The following is a 24,025-nucleotide window of genomic DNA, read 5'->3' as shown; positions in this document are numbered from 1 at the left end:
TATTTTCTTCACTCAGCCGACAAAACGGATTTTTGTCTGGTAAAACCGTGTAACTCATAGCGGTTTTTATTATCATGGTCTGAGATTCTCCCTGTTGTCACACGGAAAGATTTTTAATGACAAATACGACTATTCTTCTCCTTTGCGGTGGTGGTTCTTCAGAACATGAAGTCTCACTTGTTTCCGCCGATTTCTTGCAGTCTCAATTAGAATCAACTCAAGGCTTTAATGTTGTTCGCATTGAAATGAAAGCAGATGGTTGGTTCACCAATGACGGTGAGCTTGCTTATCTTGATACCAATGCGGGCACAATAAATACGGATTCAAGTTCAACCAAATTAGATTTTGTAATTCCATGTATTCATGGATTCCCAGGTGAAACGGGTGATATCCAATCTATGCTAGAGCTATCAGGTATTCCTTATTTAGGTTGCGGCCCAGAGGCGAGCACTAATAGCTTTAACAAAATTACCTCTAAGCTTTGGTATGACGCACTAGGCATCCCTAATACTCCTTACATTTTCTTGTCTGAGAACAATCAAGATGCCTACGTGCGTAGTGAAACTGCGTTTAAAGAGTGGGGCTCTGTGTTCGTCAAAGCGGCTAGACAGGGTTCTTCTGTAGGTTGTTACAAGGTAACAGATATTTCGCAACTACAGAAAGCACTTGATGATGCATTCGGTTATTCAGATCAAGTATTGGTCGAACAAGCTGTGAAACCGAGAGAGCTTGAAGTGGCGGCGTATGAGTACGAAGGTAAACTTCACATATCTAAGCCTGGTGAAATCATCGCACCAGAAGACGCTTTCTATAGCTACGAAGAAAAGTACAGTACTTCGAGCCATTCAGTAACCAAGGTAGAGGCATCAGATCTCAGCCAAAAGCAGCTTGAAGTCATCCGTCAAAGTTCAGAAAAAGTATTTACTCAGATGCGCTTACGTCATCTATCTCGCATCGACTTCTTCTTAACACCTGATGGGAAAATTTACCTAAATGAAGTTAACACCTTCCCAGGAATGACTCCAATATCGATGTTCCCGAAAATGCTAGAGCATAATGGACACTCGTTTGCCGACTTCTTGGCAAACTGTGTTAAAACTTCGCTCTAATCCCACGGTTTAAAGCTTTTATAAACCATGCGTTCAAGTGCTGCTTGAGATTGATTCCCTATATATTGATAGGGCATAGCAGCACTTTTCCACCTCCCAAAGCGTTGAATATCTTTGACTTTCATACCTTGAGAAGCGAGCTCATTTGCCGCACCTACTCGCAATGATAGCCCAGAGAACTTAACATCTAGCTTCAGCTTATCGCTGGCCGAGCGCAAAATACGATAAATTGACGAATCGTTAAGCGCCTCATCACTTATATTGCCGTGTTTGTCTATTGCGTTAAAGAGCGCACCATTATGAACACCGCGTACAATCAACCATCGATTTAAAATCTCACAGGCTTCGTCTGATAAACGATACTCTTCGTTGCCTATCAAAACACTAACAACGGTGTCATTAAAACAAACGCTTTTAAATTCTAGATCTCGTAGTTCGGAACGTTTAAGCATGCACTCGAACATAAGATGATATATCGCTAGGTTTCTAACATCTCTGACATGCTTAGAAGGCGTAAGTAGATTTGTTAGCGATTCCAAATGCTGTCTATTGAAAGAAGTCGTTGATTTCGCGTCGGATTTTTTATCAATTCTCAGTAACGCAAGTAAGTTTCGAACGGAAATGTTAGACGTAGGGTCTGGTAAGTTTAACGTTTTGTGGAACAAACCCAATGTTACACTGTAGCGTTTAATGGTTGAATACTTCCTTTGCTTAGACTCTTTCTCTAAGAACAAACGTACTGCGGTGGATGCTGCGGGTAGGGAATTCACACCTTTTTGCGAACAAAATTCGTTAAATAGATTCCAATCTTTGCGCATAGCTAATAGAGAATTGCGGGCGTACTCACCGTTCAATAATTCATTTACCTCTTCGATAGTTATATTGTTTAATAACTTATTAACGAATTGTTTTCTCTCATCTTCACATGTGACGACGCGAACATTTTTCCGCATTTTAACGCACCATAACCACGAAACGTATGATAAATATACTTGATAATGAGAGATTTACAATTATTATTAAACTATCAGAATACAAAGATAATAATGACTATGGCTGCTGCAACTTACCGAGGTTTCACCCTCAAATCTGCTGGAAATTCGACTGAAGTTTGGCAAGTACAAATCAAACAACACGTGTTGTCAGGAAGTATGGCAGCCGTGAAGAAGAGCATCGATTGGTTTTGTGATACGGCAACAATCATTGATCCTAAAGAATTCAACTCTCTGGCAAACAAAAAGAAAGCGGATGGACAACCCGCACAAGAGAATTTTCATGGCTTCACCATCAAAAATGACACAGGAGAAGCCAACACTTGGTACTGCTTCTTTAATGGCAGGCTAATCAAAGGCGGAAAGCTTGCTATTCAGAAGCACATAGAGGCATACTTGGTCGCTAAGCAAAAAGCTGAACAGCAACAGAAGAAGTAAAACTGTATGACTCTTGTATATAGCACTGACGTAGGTCGCATCAAACCTGAAGAAGAAAAGCCTCAACGCGAAAAAGGCGATGGCATTGTACGTATTCAACGCCAAACTAAAGGACGCAAAGGTAAAGGCGTTTCTATCGTTACTGGGCTCGATTTAGATGATGCGCCACTTAAACTATTAGCCGCAGAACTTAAAAAAGTTTGTGGCTGCGGTGGCTCAGTCAAAGACGGCACAATTGAAATTCAAGGTGATGCACGTGACAAGATCAAAGCGCACCTTGAAAAGAAAGGCCACACAGTAAAACTCGCTGGCGGCTAAACCAATAAACAGTGAGTTAATCTCTGATTATCGAACTGATTATTAGGTATTTTATGGTAAATCTAGTTATGTTGAATTTCACAGCTTAAACTAGAAAACGATAGAGTAGAGAAGAAAGGACAACAGCTGTCCTTTCTTAATACCAAACATTATTTAACATAACGTACATAATGCGAACTTAGCAGCTTCTAATTTAGTTAAAACTAAAGTTCCGCAAATCATTGAAATACTTGATAAACCTAGCCCGTTAAACTTTTTTGCAATGCTATTCCATAGTGTTTGCGCCTCGTAGGTTTTTGCTTTATCTGCGGCTAAATACACTAATACCATTTCTTTATCCATGCCGATTTGTTCAGCTATAAAAAGCGCTTCATTTTCAGTTAGATAGCGTTCGCCTTTTCTTATTGCTGACATCTTTTGGCGGCTTATCCCTAAATCATGGGCGATTTGCTTATCTTGTATATATCTTTTCTTCTCTTTGTACGTGTCTAGCAGTTCGTTTATATACATTTTTGAACTTCCTTTGATGACATTAATGATGTGAGTTTAGCTTATAAGTCCACATTTTAGTGGCTTTACAGTCCACAAAAAAGTGGCTTTAATGTCCACAAATTCGTGTACTAGACCGCTTCGGTCGCTCCCTAAGCTTCTGGGGCGGTCGCTCGGACAACTTTAGGGGGTTGTGATGAAAATGATTAAATTGGATAACGCTGTGATTCTAGATACTGAGACGACGGGTCTGGATTCTAATGCGCGTATTGTTGAAATCTCGATTATTTGTGCATCTACGGGCGACGTATTGGTTAATCAATTGGTTAACCCACTGTGTGAAATTCCAAACGAAGCATATCAAGTTCACGGTATTGGTCATGCTGATGTAGCTGATAAGCCAACCTTCGATACTGTCTGGAATGACATCAAATCCTTTCTTTTTGACCGTGAAGTTATCATCTACAACTTTGATTATGACTACCGCTTAATCGCTCAATCTCTCTCTGATTTTGATTATCCGCTATTGAATCTCTCGCACATGATAAAGGGTCAATGTGCAATGGAATGGTACGCCGAGTTCTTTGGTGATTGGAATGATTATCACGGTAACTACAAATGGCAATCATTGGTCAATGCCTGTCAGCAACAAGGTATTGAAACCGCGGGATTAGTGGCACACCGTGCGTTGGGTGATTGCGAAATGACTCGTCGCCTTATCACTGTAGTGAACAAGCAGATTGAGGCGAACCAATGAGCTTTTCAAACAAGCCTGACCGCAAAAACCCTGTCTACTTTGAGCACCATGCCGATGGTTACTGGTGCTCGATTGACGGTCTACCGGAATACTTCAAAACCAAACATGAAATGTATCTCTATGCGTGTGAGTCAGACCGTGAACTGATTGAAATTACGCACGAAAACGAATCTGAACTACGCGCCAATGGTGCTTTTGAGCGAGTGTTTCACGATGAATAAGACCGTGATTGACTACGTGAGTTTTTCTGGCTCACCTCTCCTACTTGAGCGCTGTAAAGACATGGCGAAACAACGCTTTGCACTAGAGCAAATCAATGAGTTTGAGTCTCAAAACGTCGTCGCTATTGCTCAACGTGAGAAAACCAAGATTGCTCATTTTGGGGAAAACCTTGCTCAGGTGCTTGGCTGTATCGAGTCTGAGGACTTTGCTAATAAGGATTTGTACTTTGCGGCTCTGGATAAGGAGCTTATCAATGCGGATGTACGCATAGATACCGATGTGTCTTTTAACGAATGTTATCAACGTCTTATTAGCAATATCGGCATCGATATGCTGGACACGCTTTGTCATGGCGAAATCGAATCGTTTCTAGAGGTGTTGGCTGACGAAATCAGCTACGAGCAAAACGAATGGACACTTGAACGTCGAGGTGGTTTTTCAGGATACCGTTATTCTGCAAAGCTTCTTTGCAATGGCACACAAGCTGGATTAGTCGCTTGGGGTGCAGCTAACTTCGGTTACTACGTGTCGTTTTCTGGTAAAGGCTGCGAAGCCATTAACATGGAAGCCCTGCACAAGGCACTAAAGCAAATGGTTGGTGCAAAACTGACTCGGGTGGATATTGCCCTTGATGACTTACAGGGTAACGTTTCTATCGAAGACATCAAAGATAAGTACCTTGATGGTCAATTTATTACTCGTGGCACGCCCCCTAGTGCCGGAGAATTTCGTGGCTATCAAAGTATGTCACCACAAGACCGTAAGAAATGCGGCTTTGTACCGGATGCAGGTCATACCTTTTATGTCGGTGCGCGTGAGAACGGCAAAGTGTTCCGCGCCTATGATAAAGCCGCGCAAATGAAATGCGAACAGTATCCCAACTGGAACCGCTTCGAAGTTCAGATTGGCAATCGCTATCGAGTCATACCTTTAGATATTCTGGTTGACCCTGACCCGTACTTTGCAGGTTCGTACCCTGCCCTTGCCTCTCTGATTGATGATGTCGAGCCTATCGCTATCTCGACCACCAAAATCAAATTTATGACCTCGTTTGAAAACGCGGTTAAACACGCTCGCGTCCAGTACGGCAAATTGGTCAACGCCATGCGCCAACTGTATCGACGACGATAAACAGATACTCGAAACCCTGACGAAGGGACTCGAACTCAACGACATCCCCGACCGGATTAACTTTCCAGTCGGTCGGGACTTACATCTAGAAAAAACTGGAGAAATACCATGCCATTAACCGTAATCGTCATCGGGTGTGAACACTCGCAAGGTCTATCAAAAAAAGATGACCGTCCATACAACTTCGCTCAAGTGAACTATCTAGCCACTAACGAAGGTTGGAGGTCTGAAAAAGGCGAATGTCAGGCAGTCGGTCTGGACAAGAAACAAATCGCCATGAATCCAAATCCATCACTGGTTATGGCATTCAAAGAATTGGAAAGCCAATTCCCAATGATGTGTGAGCTGCACTTGGATGCAGACCCGCAGAATCCTGCGCGAAACATCGTAGTCGATATCAAGCCAATCAAAGGCTAATCCATGTCTATTTGTGTCGCAATCGTCAAAGGGGTTATCACTCAATCTACGGTCAATGATTGTGAATTGATGGTGCTCTCTAAGGACGAGGTGACTCAACTGGTGAATAGTCAGTTTGATTATTCATTGTTTCAGTTTGACCAGTCTCTGTACCAACTGCTGTTAGGTCAGTTTCTGGTTACGTTCATCGTCGGTCATGTACTTGGCCGCGTTATTAAATATCTCGGAAAAAAATAGGTAACAGTATGAAATACATGAACATTGTAAAAAAAGTCGCTCAAAATCGTTACGCTCAAGCAGGTGTTGCTCTGACTCTGTCTAGCTCTGCAATGGCGGCTGACGACAACTCAACGGCTATCACATCAGCAATCAATGCAGGTAAAGCATTGGTTCAAACCACCACTTCTGGCGTTATTGCGCTTGCTGCCCTTGGCTTTGGTGTTGGCATGGTGGTGACTTGGTTAGCTAAACGCTAATGCTTGTCTCTGTTGGGTTAGCGTCCGTCATGGCCTTGTGCTTTTGTTATGGGGTTTATACGGGCGTGATATCAGGTTAGAGGGGGCTTCGGCCTCCTTTTTTATAGGTCTGATTAGATGAATATCTTTCGTTTCCTTTTTCTTGCATCGTTTCTATTCGCTTTTTCGTCTCATGCTTTTGTTATGAATAATTTTGACTCGTCTGTACATGCCAATTCTGAGAAAGCAGCACAAGCATGGTTAAGTAAGTTTCCTTCTGGCTGTTCTATGTCTTCCGGTTATTACTATACGTATAGTTTGAAGGGAACAACGCCAGATAGCTTTACCTACTTCAGAACTCGTTGGGGTGATTCTGAGTGTAAAGTCTTTCTTAAAAACTTTGAAAGTAAAGTCGGCCTAACAGTTCTTGCTTCATGCCCTGAAGGTCAACAAATGGATCTTGTAACAGGTAAGTGTAAAGCGGTTGACCCTGACAGTGGAGACGGTGATGGTTCCGGTGGTGGTGATGGTTCCGGTGGTGGTGATGGTTCCGGTGGTGGTGACGGTTCCGGCGGTGGTGACGGTTCCGGCGGTGGTGATGGTTCCGGCGGTGGTGACGGTAACACTTGTCCTGTCGGTCAGAAAAAAGACTTAGAAGGTAACTGTATTTGTAATGATGGTTCTAAGCCTAATGCACTTGGTGTGTGTGAAGATTATTGTACTTCAGATGAGTTTAATCAGCTCAAACGCAATAAGATGATTCTTTGTACCAATAAGCGCGGAAAATTCTCTTACAGTTGTAAATCTCGTAGTGATGTAACTTGGCAATGTGATGAAACTGGGGGTGGTAAACCAGACCCTGACCCTGACCCAAAACCAGACCCTGACCCTGACCCTGATAAACCTAGTGGTAACGAAGATGTTGTTGCAGCGATTGATGGGATGAAGACCGATTCAAACACTCGATTGGATACCTTGAGCGGCAAGTTAGATGACATCAAAAAGTCAAACGAGGATAAGTCCGACAAACTGAAAAAGTCGGTCGATGATGCGTCTAAAAAAAGCGAAACCTCGCTTAAAAATATTGATAACTCAGTGGGCAAGGTAACGAATGCTGTTAATGGTCTCGGTAATAATATTGATGGCAATTCAGCAAAGGAGATTAGCAGATTGAATGCCATTAAGAATGCGATCGAATCTCTTAAAACGAGTGGTAAAACGTTCAAGGAACCGGAAGCGCCTGAGTTAACCGATAAGCTTAAAGATGGGCTGTCAGGGCTCGAAAAGGATATTAAAGATATCGAGTCAGATATCGAAACTCGCCTATCTAAATCACCTTTCAACATGGGTGAAATGCACTTCAATAATGGCTCTTACAAAGGGTCGCATTTTGTTCTGGATAATCACGGTCGCAATGTGTCTGTTGATTTTAGTCTGATGGAAAAAATAGGTCCTCATATCGATTTGATACGGGGTGTGATTATTTTGGTGGCTACTTTGATTGGTGCGCTAATTGTGCTTAGTTCTGGTCGCGTGTCTTAGGGGGAACGATGGATTATATCTATACAGTGATTGAGTTCTTAGCAGGTATAGGGAGTGATGTTAAGCACTTCTTGTTTTCTATTCCTGACATGATCATGAATGTTTTTGCTTACGCTTGGTTGTGGTTGATTAAGCTCTATCTTTATCTTGAGCTATCAATGATTAAGCTTGCGTTCAAAGTGGCAACGATGCTGCTCAAAGATTACGAAGTGTATACGGTGCTTAATGGGGCGTTTAATCAACTGTCTCCAGATTTGCGTCATGTGTGTTATGCCATTGGCATTGTCGATGCAATTCGCATCATTATCGATGCGGCTGCTACGGCGTTCGTGCTTCGTGTTATGGGGTGGTAATCATGGCAGTTTATTTTCGACATGGCTCTAACGGGGCGTATAAATCCGCCTATGTGGTTTGGTTTGAGATTGTGCCAGCTCTTCGTGCTGGTCGTGTAGTGGTCACGAATATTGAGGGGCTTAAACCTCTTGAATCTCTTGAGAGAATTCTCGGTGAAAAGTTTCCTGTCAGTGCGCGGCTTATCCGGATATTCAGTCGTAAGATGCAAGGCATTGAACTTTGGCAAAACTGGTTTAACTGGATGCCTGTTAACTCTCTGGTTGTGATAGATGAATGTCAGGATATCTTTGCGCCTGAAGTGGGCTTTAAACGTGAGAAGTCGTTAAAACGTCCCTTAGAGGATTTTTTAGAGCATCTTCCAGATGGTCATGCTGATTTGTTTTACGAACGTTGGACAATGGCAGATACGTCCAATCTGGATGAAGGTGATACGGATGATACTGGCGAGACGCAACTCGATGACCAGGGGCGCTTATTGTATCCCGATAATTTCTACGGGGCGTTTATGCGTCACCGTAAATATCAATGGGATGTCATTCTACTGACACCGGATTACACCTCGATACCCAAGTGGATGCAAGGCTGTGCGACCGATGCATTTTCTCACACCTCGACCGATACGTTTTTCCGTAAGCGTCGCCCACGTATCTACAACCACCGCCCCAAATCAACCAAGACGGCTCCTAGTACGAAACAGGACTTAGCAGCTTGTACGAATAAAAAGATTCCTGTTGATGTATTTGCTCTTTATCAATCGACGGGTACAGGTGGATTCAACGAATCAAAAGCAGATATCACGATCTTAAAATCACCTAAGTTTATCGCGGTGGTTGTTATTGGCCTGTTGGCTCTAGGTAATTTTGTAAGGGAAGCGTATGCGTTATATAGCAGCAATTCTGATGATACGACTGAAGCAGTTAGTGAGGAAGTTAGCGCCAGTTCATCGAGCGGTGAGAATGGCTCTCGCGTATCTGTGGATGAAAACCAAGGCAATACGAAAAGTAGTGTTAGCGTGGCTTCTGGCAATGGTAGTGCTCAAAGTAATTTTGAAGTTGTTATTGATAGTGTGAACCCGTTTTATCAGTACTTTCCGGTATTCAACAATGCGGAGTCAGTGTACCTGACCAGTGTTCTTAAGGTGCGTGACCATGATGAGTTCACCTCCTTTGATTATCGATTCCGTATTGATAAACAAGAAGGCAGTTATTACATCAGTTCTACGGTGTTAAGACGTTATGGTTATCAGTTTGAGGTTATCGACGATTGCTTAATCCAAGTGGAGTTAGAAAACACATTACGTATGCTGACGTGTCCACCGATTCAACAAGTGACTGCATCAAGTGATGAGGCGCTGTCAGAACGAGCTGATGACCTTGAGCAAATCGATATATTCAAACTAACAGATAATGATAAGGAAGCGTAAATATGACAAATGAACAGTTAATGGTGTTTATCGAGGCATTCAATCAAGCGATATTGTTTTATGTGTTTATCGGTGTTTTTGTTGGTTTGGCAATGTATGACTCGATTTCTTGGATGTTGTCTAAGGCAGTCGGCAAGCTAAAGCCCCGCAGGGATAAGGAATTGCGAAGCGATGACGAAGCACCAAGCCACTCGACCGACTCAAATTAGAATGCTCTATCAACTGGCGCGGTCAGCCTTCGCTGACGCTTGAGATAAAAACACCCCTCCTTCTTGCCAGAATATCCCTCGCAGAGACCTGTCACAACAAAGGGGCTTAACGCCCCTGCAACCCACATAAATAGCCACACACGCTATGCGCAGTCGCGAAGACTGAGCAGCGAGCATAGCAGTGTGGGCGTTCCTATTGCTCAAAGCAAATCAATCGAGTGTCGAGATTGATTCCCCTTTCTCTACGTTCTGCAAACGTAGTGCGCCAGTGTTTGAGCGTCAGCGAGTCGACCCCGTATAGTAATACGGGGTGAAAGTCTAACTCCTACGAAACTATTCTTTTGTGATTTCTATATATGTCAAAGCCGTAACATAGAAAAATACGAGGAAAGTGCTAAAGGCTGTGTTTATCATCTCACTGCCGATGATTAATGAATCTCCAACATCAAATAGTGGTTCCGTTATGCCGATATTAACTGACCATGAATATGCAATTTCCAAAACAACAAATGCAAATGATAACTTGTAGATATGCAGCATTATGCTAATGCCGTTTCGATTATTTAGTCTTTTGTAAGAAAACAGAATTACTAAAGGGACTAGTAAAAGCAGAATGTCGAATATAAGCAAAACTGACCTCGATTGATGTCGATAAGTTACTAATTAGTATATTCTATTATTGTTTTAAATCCTTTTTAATTTGCTCAATGCTCTGGCTAGTTTAAGCAGACGAGTCGACGTTAGCACTTCCAATTCTGAATTAATCTCAAGCAACCCTATCCCTGCAAGAAGCTGTTGTGGGGTAATGTGTTGCCCAGTTGGAAGCTCTAGATAGTTTCTATGCATCATGAAACCTTTCCATTCTTCAGCATGAGATAGCTCTAGTCTTTTGTGCATTCTCATAAGCCTTTTGCACTCTTTTGGGATAGGGCTGCCATTATCCCAACTTTTGACAGTACTCACACTTTTAAAACAAAGTTGTGCGACTTCTTCTACACTTAAGCCGCACTCAAATTCACGAAAAATGTAATTCTTTCTCATTTTTCGATAATGCATCATACAAATCCTTATGATCAAAGGATTCTATATGTAATTGATATGAAACCTCATTCAACATAAAGTCGCATAATGCGTACTTAGCAATAGCTTCGCTAGGGCTGCCAATCCACATCACCAAGCCACCACAAGCCATTGATATTCCTTGTAAACCGCGCCCGTTAAACTTTTTTGCAATGCTTTCCCACATCGCTTTGATGTCGGGATTATCGTTGCGGTCAGCGTGACAACCTAGTAATGCAAGCTCTGGGTCTATTCCTGCATTCTCAGCAAGAAAAACTGCTTCTGCATCAGATATATAGCGACGACCTTTGCGCATTTCACTAATCCTAGATGCCTTAACATTCAGGTCATGCGCTATTTGTTTGTCTTGTAAGTAGTTTTGAGCCTTTTTATAGGCATCTAATAACTGACTTTGGTACATGGCAATTCCTCCTTTAACTCGATTCTAGCTCATTAGTTACGAATTTTCGTATCTTGCAGTTACGATTTTCCGTAATTAGACTTACGAAAAATCGTAATTCAATTAGCCCGTTTGGAGAATTCCATGAGCTTCGCTTCGAAACCCACTCGCAAAAATCCTGTGTACTTTGAACACCACTCGGATGGCTTCTGGTGTTCGATTGATGGCATGCCTGAATACTTCAAAACCAAACACGAAATGTACCTCTATGCGTGTGAGTCCGACCGTGAACTGATTGAAATTACTCACGAAAACGAATCTGAACTGCGTGCCAATGGCGCTTTTGACCGAGTATTTCACGATGAATAAGACTGTCATTGACTACGTGAGCTTCTCCGGTTCGCCTTTACTGCTTGAGCGCTGTAAAGACATGGCGAAACAACGCTTTGCTTTAGAGCAAATCAATGAGTTTGAATCTCAAAATGTGGTTGCGATTGCTCAACGTGAACAAACCAAGATTGCTCACTTTGGGGAAAACCTTGCTCAAGTGCTTGGCTGTATTGAGTCTGAAGACTTTGCTAATAAGGATTTGTACTTTGCGGCTCTGGATAAGGAGCTCATCAATGCCGATGTGCGCATTGATACCGATGTGTCCTTTAATGAATGTTATCAACGTCTTATTAGCAATATCGGCATCGATATGTTGGACACCCTTTGTCATGGCGAAATCGAATCGTTTCTAGAGGTGTTAGCAGACGAAATCAGCTACGAGCAAAACGAATGGACACTTGAACGTCGCGGTGGTTTTTCTGGTTATCGATACTCGGCAAAACTGCTGTGCAATGGCACTCAAGCTGGATTAGTCGCTTGGGGTGCGGCGAACTTCGGTTATTACGTGTCGTTTTCCGGTAAAGGCTGCGAGGCTGTGAACATGGAAGCGCTTTATAAAGCACTACAGCAAATGGTTGGCGCCAAATTGACGCGTGTGGATATTGCCCTTGATGACTTACAGGGTAACGTTTCTATCGAAGACATCAAAGATAAGTACCTTGATGGTCAATTTATTACTCGTGGCACGCCCCCTAGTGCCGGTGAATTTCGTGGCTATCAAAGTATGTCACCACAAGACCGCAAGAAATGCGGCTTTGTACCGGATGCAGGTCATACCTTTTATGTTGGTGCGCGTGAGAACGGCAAGGTATTCCGCGCCTACGATAAAGCCGCGCAGATGAAGTGCGAACAGTATCCCAACTGGAACCGTTTTGAAGTTCAGATTGGCAACCGTTACAGGGTCATTCCTCTTGAGGTGTTAATCGACCCTGACCCGTACTTTGCAGGCTCTTACCCTGCCCTTGCCTCTCTGATTGATGATGTCGAGCCTATCGCTATCTCGACCACCAAAATCAAATTTATGACCTCGTTTGAAAACGCGGTTAAACACGCTCGTGTTCAGTACGGCAAATTGGTCAACGCCATGCGCCAACTGTACGACGACGATAAACAGATACTCGAAACCCTGACTAAGGGACTCGAACTCAACGACATCCCCGACCGGATTAACTTTCCAGTCGGTCGGGACTTACATCTAGAAAAAACTGGAGAAATACCATGCCATTAACCGTAATCGTCATCGGGTGTGAACACTCGCAAGGTCTATCAAAAAAAGATGACCGTCCGTATAACTTCGCTCAAGTGAACTATCTAGCCACTAACGAAGGTTGGAAGTCTGAAAAAGGCGAATGTCAGGCAGTCGGTCTGGACAAGAAACAAATCGCGATGAATCCAAATCCATCACTGGTGATGGCATTCAAAGAATTAGAAAACCAATTCCCAATGATGTGTGAGCTGCACTTGGATGCAGACCCGCAGAACCCTGCGCGAAACATCGTGGTCGATATCAAGCCAGTCAAAGGCTAAACCGTGTCTGTTTGTGTCGCTATCACTCACGGTTTACTCGCAAAGTCCACTGATGGAACGTGCGATTACCTTTTACTAACCAAGGTGGAAGCGGCTCAACTGGTCGAAAATGGGCAAGTTAGCTTGTCCTTCTTTCAATTTGACCCTGCGCTGTACGAATTCTTTTTAGGTCACTTACTACTGACCTTCATAGGTGGTCACGTTCTGGGTCGCGTCATTAAATATCTAGGTAAAAAATAAAGGTAACACTATGAAATTCTACAACTTTGCTAAACAAACTGTTCAAAATCGTTACGCTCAAATGGGTGTGCTTCTTACTATGTCTGGCTCTGCACTGGCTGACGCTACCGCTAATGAAACGGCAATCACAGCAGCTATCACAGGCGGTAAAAAACTGGTTGAGATGACCACAACAGGCATCATCGGTCTTGCGGCTCTGGGCTTCGGTCTGGGTATGGTCGTTTCTTGGCTAGGACGTAAGTAATGGTGGTCTCTGTTGGTATGGCGTCCGTGATGGGACTGGTGTTTTGCTACGGGGTCTATACGGGCGTCATATCAGGATAAGGGGCTAAATCAGCCCCTTTTTTTATAGGTGCACTTATGCGATTTGCTATCAATTTTCTGCTTGGCGTTTTGCTGTTAATGACGCTGATGCTCTCTGTTCCTAGCCATGCTCAACAATGTGAATTCGGATTTAAACCGGATGGAACATGCCGCAATGTCTGTGAATACCTGAGTGCTCAGTCAGGCACGCGTACTATGTCATGGGATGCTTACATTTGGGGGCAAGACCCTAAGGCTGCATGTGTTGGCGATGGTTTAGAAAATCGCTGTGCTATGTCCGTTGCAGGTAGCCAGGCATGTGTTGGACTTGGTGAAAATGGTTCAACGATTGTAGGTACAAGGTGTACAGGCAAATGGAAATATACAGGGGCAACGTGCAGTGGTCCTGACTTTTCCGGTGGCACTGTTCCGTCTGTTCCAGACCCTGACCCTGAACCCAAACCGCCGCCGATTCCAGACAACAATCACACATCCATTCCTAATATCAGCGTTGTGGGCTTTGGCACGTTAGGAGCTCAAATCAAAGGTGGTCATAACGCCATTAATAATCAGATTCAACGTGGTTGGGAGCGTTTAGAAAACGTCGCTTATGCAGGTTTAACACAAGACCAAAAGCAACATGACCAAATCCATCGGGATATGGTTCAAACAGGCTCTACTCTGAGCATGTTAACGAGTAGCGTCTCTAATCTCACCGCGGTCATGTCAACACGAAAACAAACCCCTTGGACTGAGAAAACGCTCAAAGAGTTGATTGATGGGATAAAGATTCTTAGTGACTGTACCAAAACAGGAAAAATTATCGACCCGACCAATGGTACAGAAACCCCATGTATAGGGAGTGGCAACGGTAGCGGCTCAGGTGGTGGCGGTAATGGTGGCACAGATTTAACCACAACCAACAAACACCTCTCAGAAATCAGTGATATGACAGGGTTAACAACGGGTCGTATTTTTGGATTGCAGCGCTCAAACGAAATGATGTCTAACTGGATTGGTGAGACGTTGGAAGGGATTAAGGATAGCGGTAAGAAGTTTACCAAGCCTGCTAAACCTGAATTTAAAACACCTTTCAAAGATGGGGTTGAGGGTTTAAAAACGGAGATTACCCAACTCGAAAAAGACATCGAAACTAAGCTCGCTCAATCGCCGCTTAAGATGGGCACCATGAACTTTAGTAGCGGCAGCTACAAGGGCACACAGTTCGATTTAGACCATCATGGTCATCGTATTTCAGTTGGTTTTAACCTGCTAAATACGCTCGCGCCACATCTCGACCTAATCAAAGGGGTCATCATCTTTATCGCCACACTTATGGCGGCTTTCATCGTCTTGAGTTCTGGACGCAACTCATAGGGGGGATCATGGATTACATCTATCAAGTATTAGAGTTTCTTTCAGGTGTGGGCAGTGACGTTAAACACTTCGTGACGGGTATTCCTGAGTTCTTAATGAACATCGTGACTTACTTCTGGTACTTCGCCACTAAGTTCTATCTGACGTTTAAGCTCTGGGGTCTGGAAATGGCTTATAAGGTTGCGACTATGCTCCTCCAAAATTACGAGGTGTACACGGTGCTCAATGCTGCGTTTAACCAAATCTCACCAGACCTACGGGCGATTTGTCATGCCATTGGGATTGTCGACGGGATACGTATTGTTATCGATGCGTTCGCTACGGCTTTTGTGCTTCGAATTATGGGGTCGTAATCATGGCTGTTTACTTTCGTCATGGCTCCAATGGGGCGTATAAATCCGCTTATGCAGTGTGGTTTGAAATCCTTCCTGCTCTGCGTAATGGTCGTTTAGTGATTACGAATATCGAGGGATTACGAAAGCTTGAAAGTATCGAGAAAATTCTGGGTGAAAAGTTTCCTCCAGGGGCGCGTTTGATTCGTGTCTTTTCTCGTAAGTTAACGGGTATTGAGCTGTGGCAGAACTGGTTTAGCTGGATGCCTATTGGGGCTTTGGTGGTGATTGATGAGTGTCAGGATATCTTCACCGCTGATGCCGGATTCAAGAAAGAGAAAACGCACAAGCGCCCTCTTGAGGACTTCTTGCCAAACCTGCCCGATGACTTTGCTGACCTGTTTCATAGCCGTTGGACAAAGGTTGATGAATCGACTTTAGATGATAGTGATATCGACGATACGGGCGAAACACAGCTTGATGATGAGGGACGTTTGCTCTATCCAGACCACTTTTACGGGGCGTTCATGCGTCATCGTAAATATCAATGGGATGTGGTCATGCTTACGCCTGATTGGACATCGATACCGACTTGGTTACGGGGTTGTGCTCAGGAAGCGTATTCCCATCGCTCAACCGATACGTGGTTTCGCAAACGTAAGCCGCGCATTTACAACCATTCCACTAAGGCAACCAAGACGGCTCCAAGTACACGCGAAGACATGGCAAGCACCACCTCAAAGAAAATTCCGGTTGATGTGTTTGCGCTCTATAAGTCCACTGGGACAGGAAAGTTTAACGAGTCTAAATCAGACACCACAATGCTCAAGTCACCGAAGTTCATCTTAGCCATGCTGATTGGTATCGGTGCGGTGTTTAAATTTGTATGGGATGCTTATGCTTTATTTTATGGCGATACTGAAAATCCAACTCAGGAAACTGCTCAAGTTACTGAGTCCAATTCAGATAGCAATACGTCGATTGATAGCCAGAATCTGGATGCGAACACATCGACTACGCAAGGTAGTAATGGCTTGGGTTCTGGCAATGATAGCTATCAAGATAGTGCTCAAATTGCTATTGATGCTGTAAATCCTTTTTATCGACATTTTCCTATCTTCAATCAAGCTCGCTCGGTGTATTTAACCAGTGTGGTTCGACAGCGAATTGAGGGAGACATTACTCTGACCAACTACCGCTTTCGAATTGATAAAGATGATGGTGAATACTATGTCAGCTCCCCTGTCCTGATTGGCTATGGCTATGAGTTCCTTGAGCTTGATGAGTGTCTCATCCAAGTCAAGTTAGGCGACACAACCAAGATGCTGACCTGCCCACCAAGACAAGGACTGGATAAGCCCGATGACTTTACTATCCCCGACCGGACGCAAGAGCTTAAACAAGTCGACATCTTCAATCTCTCTGGCAATAAGGAAGCGTAACCATGAGCCGTAATTCAGAATATGAACAACGCCAAAAAGATAAGGGACTCAAGAAAATCACGCTCTGGGTTCCTGAAGATAGAGATTGTGAGGTGAAACAAGCCGCGCAAATGATGTGCGACAACGAAGATTTAACTATCAACGTGCTTCGAAGTATCGCTACGGGCAAGCTTGTCTCTATGTCTTCCAAATAAGTGCCGTCACTGGTGACGTTTAATTTTCAATAAAAGGAGTGACACAATGACAGATGAACAAGTATTGATGTTTGCGGATGCAATTAGCCAAATGATGGCTATCGATGTGTTTATAGGTGTTACGGCTGGATTTTTGTTTCAAGCTGTTGTCACGGCTTTACTGTCTAAGCCCCGCAGGGATAAGGAATTGCGAAGCGATGACGAAGCACCAAGCCACTCGACAGACTAGAGTTTATGCGCCCTGCTCAACTGGCGCGGTTAGTATGCGCAGATACTTGAGATTGAATACCCCTCCTTCCTGCCAGAATATTCCTGCAAAGACTTACGACAACCAAGGGGCTTAACGCCCCTGCAACTCACATAAAACAGCCACACACGCTATGCGCAGTCGCGAAGACTGAGCAGCGAGCATAGCAGTGTGGGCGTTACTTCATATTGAAGTGCAATCGGTTTGATATTTGAATACCTTTCATGTAGAACATCGACTGACCCAATGAATAGAGCGCAAAATTCAAGGTAAACAGAATGATGAGATACGCTATTTTGTTTTTGTCCCTAGCGTCAAATCTGGCTCATGCGGACATAATCGAAAAGAACAAAAATGAACAATGGAATGTTGAGGGGCTAGCCCACTATATTAGGTCTAAGGAAAACAAACGGTTTTCAGCTAACTTAATAGCCGTCGGCAATAATTCATCCATTGTGGCTTTTCACGAACCCTACACCTACTGCCGCTCTCGCGCAGTCTACAAAAAAGTAAAGATTCAGTACCAATGGGTAAACTACGTTTCGCAATGTATTGGTGGTGACAACTTCTGGATGCCCAACTCGCAGAAAGGCAAAGACTTTGTTAAGCAGGAGTTCTCGCGCAATGCTGACGTAAAGGTTGTCTTTGAAAGTGAAAACTACACGTTCTCAACTAAAAAGTTTGCTTCAGTTAAGCAGCATTGGGAAAGAACAGTCAAAACGAGTGGTAATGCTCTGTAGTCGCACCCCGTATAGTAATACGGGGTGAAAGTCTTATCAAAGTCAAACAAGGTCGTATTCGATTGGCTCAGGGAACAGTAAGTGTAAGTTTTTTGGAGACAGTTTAAACAGAGGTCCCTTTTCTGAAGTTTTTCCAGTTTTACCACTAGTTTTGATCAAATGATCCATAGTAATGATGCCACTTTTTATTAAGGGTAATAGTTGGCTTTGAAGAGGTTTACGCGTGTGTATAACTTTCTTATATAAGAAGTATTCTTTACCTTCATCCATATAACTTTCAGCTTTAATCCAGAAAGTTTCTGCATGTTTTTCTAATAGCCGTTGTCTTAATAGGCTGCCCGGCCAGACCGCTACGAGACCTCTCTCGATATGCCATTCCTCTAATACATCTCCTTCAACATCACATTTAAAATATAAGCCTTGAGAGTTAGGTTTTTCTGACGATATTGTGCAGTAGAGTTTGAAATCATCCTCTTTTGGATACCCGAAAGCATTCAAAATCTCTTTGCTACCTGTAAACGGGCTCTTTTTCCAATCTGCAACTTGAGCAAAAAGGTTCATGCGTGTTTTCGTGTTTCTTCCGGACTTAAGTTCTATACCCTTATAGTCTGGTAACTTGCTTGAATTAGCCTCAAGGCCAAGAAGTGACTCTAGTGTAAATCCAACAGAAGTATCACCCTCTTTCAATGCCACTCTAGGTTCTTTAGCAATAACTTTGAGTTTCTTCAGAAGTTCTTCTGATACACCTAACCTTGAATCAACAATTTCGTTTACTACACGGTAAACAATACCGGACTCATCTTTATAAAGAGACTTTAGATCTATAGCAGAAAGATTTAAAAGATAAGGTACGCCTTCAAGAAAAGTAATCGCAATTGTATGACCTGCACTAGAGTACTTTGGTAAAGAGGTAAACCACATTCTCGGGTCACCCTTTTTAGTTTTCGGTCTGTAAAAACTACCTTTGGACTTAATGAGCGCTTTCTCTGTAACAATGTAAGCTTCTGTCCACTTACCATGTTCTTTAGCACCTAACCCTTGCGCATCATAATCGTGGAAATTTAATTCGGCAAAATAAGCCCGAACTGATTGGGTCGCATCTATGATACTTTTATCGAGAATCGTCTCTGTTGTATAAAATACTGAGAAATCTATACCCTTCTCTACAAGAAACTCTCTGTTTATATTCTCAACATCAGTTTGAAGATCACGTGATGCTTCATTGTCAACATATGCGCAAAGAGCATTCCAAGTTTCAAACGCATGCTCATTGGCTATCAAGTCAAGTGCTACAGCATGTGGGATATCATTCTTACGACGCAGGTCTTTTGCTCTCTGCTTGAGCCTTTTAAGAGAAGGTAATTTATTTGTTGAAATAGGCATTCTGCATTCCACTAATTCATTTACATGAGGAATGCGGCGAGGAATTGTAAACACTACCACCATCAAGTTGTGGTAATGAAACTCATTATCATGCTCTCACTGCAAAATCCTCACGTATGGATTTGGCAAAGAGAACCTGAAGAGGTTTTTAGATTCTATGGGTAAGAATGAAGGCCTCTCTTATCCCGGCCTAGGGGCATATCCTATTCAATCTTTAACCTATAGATCAAGTAATTAAAATTCCCCCTGGACAATCGTTCTCAATTTCACTAGAATCATCACCTATTTTGATTTTTTGGTATTAATGAAGTGAACCACGTTGAATTGTTTGCCGGGTGTGGCGGTTTGTCTCTGGGTCTCGACAAAGCAGGTTTTGACCTAGTGTTAGCGAATGAACTATCACCAATGGCCGCAGAAACATTTGCGTATAATTTTTTTGATGAGGATTTCGAAGATCTAGCAGACAAGAAACAGATGCCTCATAAAGCAATATGGCTCAGTTCAAAATTCAATGAATTAAAACCGAGGTTAAGAGAAAACCCTTTTGAATACCCCCAACTAGGTGGCGAACGGATTGGGTTTAGTGATTTCAAAGCCAATGAGGTCGATAGCTTAAATGGTAAGCTTGTTGTGGGCAGCATCGTAGAATTAAACAATCTTATTGAGTCCAATTCTGAGCTTAAGAAGTTGATCAGCGGCGCATTTGGTCGAGATGGTGGGCTTGACCTCGTATCAGGTGGACCGCCATGTCAGGGTTTTAGTATGGCTGGCAAGCGAGAAAAAGATAGTGACAAGAATAGCCTTCCGTGGGAGTTTGCGAGATTTGTTCAAAACGTAAAGCCAAAAATCGTTTTGCTTGAAAATGTTACTGGGATTTTACGTGCTTTCAAAGACGAAAAAGGAAAGCAATTTCACGCCTGGTATGAAGTATCAAAGGCATTCGCAACCATTGGCTATGTCCCATTATGTTTACACGTAAATGCTAGACATGCAGGTGTTGCTCAAAATAGACCTCGATTTTTGATGATTGCTTTACGCCGAGATATGTTGGACAAATTAGAGAAGCAATTACCAGAAAAGTCTTTCAAGTTGTTCGAGCAGTCCATTAATTTCTACCAACAAGTTCAACTTTCTGGTGGGGATATAGAATTTGGTCATCTTGACGTTATCGACACAATGGCAGAAAGTGGAGCTAACCTAATTAAAGGGACATTTTTGCAGCATCTTTATCAATGCGATGAAGTATCTGTAAGAGAAGCTTTGGATGACTTAAAAACTTCTGACAACGTTGGTAAATCATCATTTGTGGACAAGCTAAATGATACCTTTTCATTCTTAAAGCCACACCCTATAGATATCAACCATGGCCTTCGAAGTAATAGTGAGCTTGTTAAGCGACGCTTTAGAATCTACCAAATACTGCAAGAATTGGACTCTAAATCAATAACAAAAGATGTGTTTTCTGTCCTTAAAGGCACAAAGCAACACATAGAGCCGACTACTTGGGAGGCTATTCGTGAAAGTGAATTTAGATGTGAAAAAGGCGAATTGCTTAAGTTTTCGGATAAAGTTGAGCTTGAAACTTACTTAAAACAACACCCTACAAAGAAACAAACACAAAAGGCACTAGATCCAGATTTACCTGCTCCTGCTGCACTTTCTATACCAGACGATGCTTGCCATTATGACCCTAAAGAGCTGAGGGTTCTTACGGTAAGAGAGATGGCTAGGATACAGTCATTTCCAGACAATTTTGTGTTTAGGTCTAAAGCAACTACTGGGGGGCAAATGCGAAAATTTGAAGTTCCTCAATACACTCAAGTAGGAAATGCTGTGCCACCATTACTGGCTTTAGCTGTCGGCAACAGTATCAAAGAGTTATTGCAATATAAGTAAAATTCGACACGGCACTCTCTAAGAGTGCCGTATTCTTTTATGAAGGCTTTATCTGATTAATAGCTCTAACGTACTTAAGTATTTTAGTTGTAGTCTTGAGTTCAAGTTCTGACTGTATATCAAGTAAAGCTATACCTGCTAGAATTTCTTGGGCACTTACCATTTGGCCAGTAGGTAACTCTAACTTGTCCATATGCATTCTGAAATTTATCCATTCATCGCATTCAGATAAAGGCCTCCCTTTGGCAAGCCGCATTAATCGCTTACACTCTTTTGGGATCTCATTACCATTATCCCAACCTTTGACAACCCTCACACTTTTAAAACAAAGTTTGGCAGTCTCTTCCACAGTTAAACCGCACTCAAATTCACGAAAAACAAAGTTTTTGGTCATTTCGTGATACTTCATGATTCACTCTCTCAAAACCGAAAGAGTTTATAAATCTATAAATTATAGTGATACAAGTTTCATTGAACATAAACACGCATAATGCGCACTAAAGCATCAGAAAAGCCCACCAAATCCAGCCCAGGCTCACACCCAACTTCCGTCAGCTGGTTCACCAACAATTTATGGATCTGCACCAAGCCGCCGCGTTTTTTCACGTCCAACCCGTCACCGTCAAACGTTGGATATTAGGCATCACACCGGTCAATCCACTCGCGGAAAAGCTGCTTAATATTAAAGCCCGCGGTTATCTGCCGCTCGATATTCGCTGGGACGGCTTTCGCGTCCATGAAGAGCGCGCCACGCTCATTACGCCCGATCGGCGCGAGTTTAACCCCAAAGAGCTTGAGAATTTCGTCTACTGGCGCGATGAACATCGTCAGTTGGTCAAATTGTATGGCCGACTGCATAATCCTTGTCCGACGCCACCGGTGCCCAATCTTGCGCCTTTTCGTGGTGGTCGCCGGGTTGAACCGATCCCTTGGGTACCGAGCAAATTAAAATGACGTAACATGACCAACAACAAGCCGGACGTTAAGTCCGGCGAGGTTGCGTGGTTCGGGTTGAATTGGGTTGAGGCGTGTCGTCTAAGGGGATTTTGTAGCGTTCATCCTGCAGCAACACGCTGGCGGTTTTAAGCAACACTTGTTTGACCTGGCCTTGCGATGGCTGCAGCCGTATGCGTCGTCGATTTAACATAATGCTTGGAGCCCTCGTTATTGCGTCAACAAGTCGAGTTCTTCATCGAGCAACATTTCGAACAGCACGTCTTGCTGACGTTCAAACAGACTGTCAAAGGTGGCAAACATCACCGGCACCTCGTGCCAGCTGTCCAACACTTTGTAGCCGTACAAGCCATAATGCGACAGAAACGCTTTGGGCGGGTCAACGAGGTAAACGCCGACACTGTTGGGATACGTCGACAGAAAATACAGCGCAATATAGGTGATCACTGACATCAAGCGCTCAGTCATAGCCTGAGCGGCATGCCCGTTCTCCGGCTCTAGTAACAGCGTATGTTGCCTCCCTACCCGGCTATCGTACACACCAATCAGCAGCCCAGAGCGAGGGGTTTTAAAGCGCAGTACGCCAATATGAAAGGCGCGGCCGGACAAACAGGATAATTTGTAATGATTGAGCCAATCCAAGACGGGGCTATCGTCAGAGACTAAGGAGCGATAACTCTGCTCACTGAGTGAACATACTTTCAATTCAAGATGGGTTTGATTGATGAGATCTTGCAGAAACTGCACATCAATCGACTGACGTTGTACTGGCGTTGTTTTATTCATGGGTCTCGCGCCTTTCATTAAGTGGGTGGTGACGAACAAGGTCGCGAATAAGTTAAGGGCTTTTTCGAGGCTCGCGCGAGAGAAAATCAGGATTAATTAAATGAAATAATGCACCGCTCAGGGAAAATTGATGCGATAACAATAAGATACGAAACTGAATCAAGCAATCTGATTATTTAGTCGTTGTTTCAGTGGTGTTTGTTGGCTTTGTCTGAAATTGGAGTGCCTATGTCAGCTCAATCCTTACTCGTGGAAGTATTAGATAAAGTGTATGGCCGAGTGTCCAGTAAGCTTGAGGCGAATCGTTTGTATAAAGTCCTGGTCCCTGCGCTTCACCAGGCGTTAGAGTCCAACGTGCCTTTATCGGATCCACAAATGACGTTACTGATTGAAGCGATCGCTGATTTACCGCCTTCTGGAGCAAGAGCACGTAATTTCAAGAATAGATATTTAAAAGACCGAGATTCTATGATGAGATTACCCAAAGATCCGGATAGCATTATGTATGGTTATTGGTGGTGATGGTATGAAGTTTCAGTATTTCTATTGTATCTATGTTCTGGCCGTTCTGTATGTGGTCTCAACGTTGTTGGTTCTGGCTGGGGTCGAGATCTACGTTGACGTCACTTCGTTTATGACCGTCTTTGTTCCGTCACTTCTGGTTGGTGTGGGGAGTGTTCTTTACTCTAAAGACAAACTGTTTTCTGCCGTATCGGTTACGGCGCTGGTTTCTGGGGGATTGGGCACTGTGGCCGGCACTATCGCCACCTTTTCCAATGTGTTTGACAGTCAAGCGACGTTTGCAGGTGTCGCAGTCTCACTATTGCCGCTTCTGTACGCCCTCTTCATTATTTTGCTCATGCTCCCGACTTCCCTACGAAAATAGTAAAGGCCGCAAG

34 protein-coding genes and 1 pseudogene are annotated in these 24,025 nt (G+C 43.4%); 28 read left to right on the top strand and 7 right to left on the bottom strand.

What is annotated here, in order from left to right; all coding sequences use genetic code 11:
* Positions 1–116 precede the first annotated feature (116 nt).
* Positions 117–1,109, top strand: a complete 993-nt coding sequence (locus LYZ37_RS19175; protein ID WP_272787183.1) for a D-alanine--D-alanine ligase — start codon at positions 117–119, stop codon at positions 1,107–1,109.
* Here LYZ37_RS19175 and LYZ37_RS19170 read toward each other — a convergent pair.
* A complete protein-coding gene (locus LYZ37_RS19170) occupies positions 1,106–2,062 on the bottom strand; it encodes a tyrosine-type recombinase/integrase (protein WP_272787182.1) in 957 nt (318 codons plus the stop codon). The two genes, LYZ37_RS19175 and LYZ37_RS19170, sit on opposite strands and share 4 nt — an antisense overlap.
* Positions 2,063–2,161: 99 nt before the next feature.
* Between LYZ37_RS19170 and LYZ37_RS19165 the strand changes: the two genes are divergently transcribed.
* Together LYZ37_RS19165 and yciH are read left to right on the top strand one after the other, a co-directional pair.
* Positions 2,162–2,539 (top strand): DUF3319 domain-containing protein, encoded by a 378-nt coding sequence (locus LYZ37_RS19165; RefSeq protein WP_272787181.1) that lies wholly within the window; start codon positions 2,162–2,164, stop codon positions 2,537–2,539.
* 6 nt (positions 2,540–2,545) lie between these two features.
* Entirely contained in the window at positions 2,546–2,857 is a 312-nt protein-coding gene (gene yciH / locus LYZ37_RS19160) for a stress response translation initiation inhibitor YciH (RefSeq protein WP_004742716.1), read from the top strand.
* A 153-nt stretch (positions 2,858–3,010) separates the two neighbouring features.
* Here yciH and LYZ37_RS19155 read toward each other — a convergent pair whose 3' ends face one another.
* The gene (locus LYZ37_RS19155) at positions 3,011–3,367 is read right to left on the bottom strand and encodes a DUF3693 domain-containing protein (RefSeq protein ID WP_272787180.1); all 357 of its coding nucleotides are present in this window, start codon (positions 3,365–3,367) and stop codon (positions 3,011–3,013) included.
* A gap of 175 nt (positions 3,368–3,542) precedes the next feature.
* Here LYZ37_RS19155 and LYZ37_RS19150 point away from each other — a divergent pair, with 175 nt between their 5' ends.
* The 10 genes from LYZ37_RS19150 (at position 3,543) to LYZ37_RS19105 (ending at position 9,856) form a co-directional block, all read left to right on the top strand.
* Positions 3,543–4,103, top strand: a complete 561-nt coding sequence (locus LYZ37_RS19150; protein ID WP_272787081.1) for a 3'-5' exonuclease — start codon at positions 3,543–3,545, stop codon at positions 4,101–4,103.
* Positions 4,100–4,324, top strand: a complete 225-nt coding sequence (locus LYZ37_RS19145; protein ID WP_195876950.1) for a hypothetical protein — start codon at positions 4,100–4,102, stop codon at positions 4,322–4,324. The genes LYZ37_RS19150 and LYZ37_RS19145 overlap by 4 nt, the downstream gene beginning before the upstream one ends.
* Positions 4,317–5,456, top strand: coding sequence for a replication initiation factor domain-containing protein (locus LYZ37_RS19140; protein ID WP_272787179.1), 1,140 nt, complete (start codon positions 4,317–4,319; stop codon positions 5,454–5,456). Before LYZ37_RS19145 ends, LYZ37_RS19140 begins: the two co-directional genes overlap by 8 nt.
* Before the next feature lie 108 nt (positions 5,457–5,564).
* On the top strand, positions 5,565–5,873 hold the full coding sequence (locus tag LYZ37_RS19135) for a hypothetical protein (RefSeq protein ID WP_272787078.1): 309 nt from the start codon (positions 5,565–5,567) through the stop codon (positions 5,871–5,873).
* Between the two features lie 3 nt (positions 5,874–5,876).
* Positions 5,877–6,110 (top strand): transcriptional regulator, encoded by a 234-nt coding sequence (locus LYZ37_RS19130; RefSeq protein WP_272787077.1) that lies wholly within the window; start codon positions 5,877–5,879, stop codon positions 6,108–6,110.
* Between the two features lie 8 nt (positions 6,111–6,118).
* Positions 6,119–6,349 (top strand): hypothetical protein, encoded by a 231-nt coding sequence (locus LYZ37_RS19125; protein WP_272787076.1) that lies wholly within the window; start codon positions 6,119–6,121, stop codon positions 6,347–6,349.
* 183 nt (positions 6,350–6,532) lie between these two features.
* Complete coding sequence (locus LYZ37_RS19120; protein ID WP_272787075.1) at positions 6,533–7,870, top strand: hypothetical protein; 1,338 nt, start codon at positions 6,533–6,535, stop codon at positions 7,868–7,870.
* A gap of 8 nt (positions 7,871–7,878) precedes the next feature.
* The gene (locus tag LYZ37_RS19115) at positions 7,879–8,223 is read left to right on the top strand and encodes a DUF2523 family protein (RefSeq protein ID WP_272787074.1); all 345 of its coding nucleotides are present in this window, start codon (positions 7,879–7,881) and stop codon (positions 8,221–8,223) included.
* A 2-nt stretch (positions 8,224–8,225) separates the two neighbouring features.
* The gene (locus LYZ37_RS19110; RefSeq protein ID WP_272787073.1) at positions 8,226–9,647 is read left to right on the top strand and encodes a zonular occludens toxin domain-containing protein; all 1,422 of its coding nucleotides are present in this window, start codon (positions 8,226–8,228) and stop codon (positions 9,645–9,647) included.
* A 2-nt stretch (positions 9,648–9,649) separates the two neighbouring features.
* A complete protein-coding gene (locus LYZ37_RS19105) occupies positions 9,650–9,856 on the top strand; it encodes a hypothetical protein (RefSeq protein WP_272788376.1) in 207 nt (68 codons plus the stop codon).
* Positions 9,857–10,540: 684 nt separating this feature from the next.
* On the opposite strand, the gene LYZ37_RS24330 is transcribed toward LYZ37_RS19105, so the two are convergent.
* Together LYZ37_RS24330 and LYZ37_RS19095 are read right to left on the bottom strand one after the other, a co-directional pair.
* Complete coding sequence (locus tag LYZ37_RS24330) at positions 10,541–10,753, bottom strand: regulator (RefSeq protein WP_336314500.1); 213 nt, start codon at positions 10,751–10,753, stop codon at positions 10,541–10,543.
* Positions 10,754–10,979: 226 nt separating this feature from the next.
* Positions 10,980–11,336: pseudogene (locus LYZ37_RS19095) on the bottom strand (DUF3693 domain-containing protein); the annotation flags it as partial.
* A 123-nt stretch (positions 11,337–11,459) separates the two neighbouring features.
* Between LYZ37_RS19095 and LYZ37_RS19090 the strand changes: the two are divergent.
* The 11 genes from LYZ37_RS19090 to LYZ37_RS19040 all read left to right on the top strand — a co-directional run bounded on the left by LYZ37_RS19090 (position 11,460) and on the right by LYZ37_RS19040 (position 18,107).
* The gene (locus LYZ37_RS19090) at positions 11,460–11,684 is read left to right on the top strand and encodes a hypothetical protein (protein WP_069666308.1); all 225 of its coding nucleotides are present in this window, start codon (positions 11,460–11,462) and stop codon (positions 11,682–11,684) included.
* Positions 11,677–12,933, top strand: coding sequence for a replication initiation factor domain-containing protein (locus LYZ37_RS19085; protein ID WP_272788374.1), 1,257 nt, complete (start codon positions 11,677–11,679; stop codon positions 12,931–12,933). The genes LYZ37_RS19090 and LYZ37_RS19085 overlap by 8 nt, the downstream gene beginning before the upstream one ends.
* Positions 12,924–13,232, top strand: coding sequence for a hypothetical protein (locus LYZ37_RS19080; RefSeq protein WP_272788373.1), 309 nt, complete (start codon positions 12,924–12,926; stop codon positions 13,230–13,232). Before LYZ37_RS19085 ends, LYZ37_RS19080 begins: the two co-directional genes overlap by 10 nt.
* Before the next feature lie 3 nt (positions 13,233–13,235).
* Positions 13,236–13,472 carry a transcriptional regulator gene (locus tag LYZ37_RS19075; protein WP_272788372.1) on the top strand — a complete coding sequence of 79 codons (237 nt, stop codon included), beginning with the start codon at positions 13,236–13,238 and terminating at the stop codon, positions 13,470–13,472.
* A gap of 10 nt (positions 13,473–13,482) precedes the next feature.
* Positions 13,483–13,716: a hypothetical protein gene (locus tag LYZ37_RS19070; protein WP_272788371.1), complete on the top strand. Its 234-nt coding sequence runs from the start codon at positions 13,483–13,485 to the stop codon at positions 13,714–13,716.
* Positions 13,717–13,832: 116 nt separating this feature from the next.
* Positions 13,833–15,152, top strand: coding sequence for a hypothetical protein (locus LYZ37_RS19065; RefSeq protein ID WP_272788370.1), 1,320 nt, complete (start codon positions 13,833–13,835; stop codon positions 15,150–15,152).
* A gap of 8 nt (positions 15,153–15,160) precedes the next feature.
* Positions 15,161–15,505 (top strand): hypothetical protein, encoded by a 345-nt coding sequence (locus LYZ37_RS19060; RefSeq protein WP_272788369.1) that lies wholly within the window; start codon positions 15,161–15,163, stop codon positions 15,503–15,505.
* Between the two features lie 2 nt (positions 15,506–15,507).
* Positions 15,508–16,926 carry a zonular occludens toxin domain-containing protein gene (locus tag LYZ37_RS19055; RefSeq protein WP_272788368.1) on the top strand — a complete coding sequence of 473 codons (1,419 nt, stop codon included), beginning with the start codon at positions 15,508–15,510 and terminating at the stop codon, positions 16,924–16,926.
* Between the two features lie 2 nt (positions 16,927–16,928).
* On the top strand, positions 16,929–17,120 hold the full coding sequence (locus tag LYZ37_RS19050; RefSeq protein ID WP_272788367.1) for a hypothetical protein: 192 nt from the start codon (positions 16,929–16,931) through the stop codon (positions 17,118–17,120).
* Between the two features lie 46 nt (positions 17,121–17,166).
* Positions 17,167–17,349 (top strand): hypothetical protein, encoded by a 183-nt coding sequence (locus LYZ37_RS19045; RefSeq protein WP_272788366.1) that lies wholly within the window; start codon positions 17,167–17,169, stop codon positions 17,347–17,349.
* Positions 17,350–17,645: 296 nt separating this feature from the next.
* Entirely contained in the window at positions 17,646–18,107 is a 462-nt protein-coding gene (locus LYZ37_RS19040) for a hypothetical protein (RefSeq protein ID WP_069666299.1), read from the top strand.
* Between the two features lie 42 nt (positions 18,108–18,149).
* Here the strand turns inward: LYZ37_RS19040 and LYZ37_RS19035 are convergent, their stop codons facing one another.
* Positions 18,150–19,490 (bottom strand): MvaI/BcnI family restriction endonuclease, encoded by a 1,341-nt coding sequence (locus tag LYZ37_RS19035; RefSeq protein WP_272788365.1) that lies wholly within the window; start codon positions 19,488–19,490, stop codon positions 18,150–18,152.
* Between the two features lie 309 nt (positions 19,491–19,799).
* Between LYZ37_RS19035 and LYZ37_RS19030 the strand changes: the two genes are divergently transcribed.
* Positions 19,800–21,386, top strand: a complete 1,587-nt coding sequence (locus LYZ37_RS19030) for a DNA cytosine methyltransferase (RefSeq protein WP_272788364.1) — start codon at positions 19,800–19,802, stop codon at positions 21,384–21,386.
* Positions 21,387–21,423: 37 nt separating this feature from the next.
* Here the strand turns inward: LYZ37_RS19030 and LYZ37_RS19025 are convergent, their stop codons facing one another.
* The gene (locus tag LYZ37_RS19025) at positions 21,424–21,795 is read right to left on the bottom strand and encodes a regulator (protein WP_272788363.1); all 372 of its coding nucleotides are present in this window, start codon (positions 21,793–21,795) and stop codon (positions 21,424–21,426) included.
* Between the two features lie 164 nt (positions 21,796–21,959).
* Between LYZ37_RS19025 and LYZ37_RS19020 the strand changes: the two genes are divergently transcribed.
* Positions 21,960–22,340 carry a phage protein gene (locus tag LYZ37_RS19020; protein ID WP_272788362.1) on the top strand — a complete coding sequence of 127 codons (381 nt, stop codon included), beginning with the start codon at positions 21,960–21,962 and terminating at the stop codon, positions 22,338–22,340.
* 210 nt (positions 22,341–22,550) lie between these two features.
* On the opposite strand, the gene LYZ37_RS19015 is transcribed toward LYZ37_RS19020, so the two are convergent.
* Positions 22,551–23,126: a hypothetical protein gene (locus tag LYZ37_RS19015; protein WP_272788361.1), complete on the bottom strand. Its 576-nt coding sequence runs from the start codon at positions 23,124–23,126 to the stop codon at positions 22,551–22,553.
* Positions 23,127–23,354: 228 nt separating this feature from the next.
* On the opposite strand from LYZ37_RS19015, the gene LYZ37_RS19010 reads away from it, so the two are divergent.
* Both LYZ37_RS19010 and LYZ37_RS19005 read left to right on the top strand, forming a co-directional pair.
* The gene (locus tag LYZ37_RS19010) at positions 23,355–23,648 is read left to right on the top strand and encodes a hypothetical protein (protein ID WP_272788360.1); all 294 of its coding nucleotides are present in this window, start codon (positions 23,355–23,357) and stop codon (positions 23,646–23,648) included.
* Between the two features lie 4 nt (positions 23,649–23,652).
* Complete coding sequence (locus tag LYZ37_RS19005) at positions 23,653–24,012, top strand: hypothetical protein (RefSeq protein ID WP_272788359.1); 360 nt, start codon at positions 23,653–23,655, stop codon at positions 24,010–24,012.
* The last annotated feature ends 13 nt before the right edge of the window (positions 24,013–24,025 follow it).

Origin of the sequence: Vibrio tubiashii (genome assembly GCF_028551255.1) — a bacterium.
Classification (GTDB): Bacteria; Pseudomonadota; Gammaproteobacteria; order Enterobacterales; family Vibrionaceae; genus Vibrio; species Vibrio tubiashii_B.
Note: the sequence above shows the minus strand (reverse complement) of the source record. Positions and strands in the feature narration are given on the sequence as shown.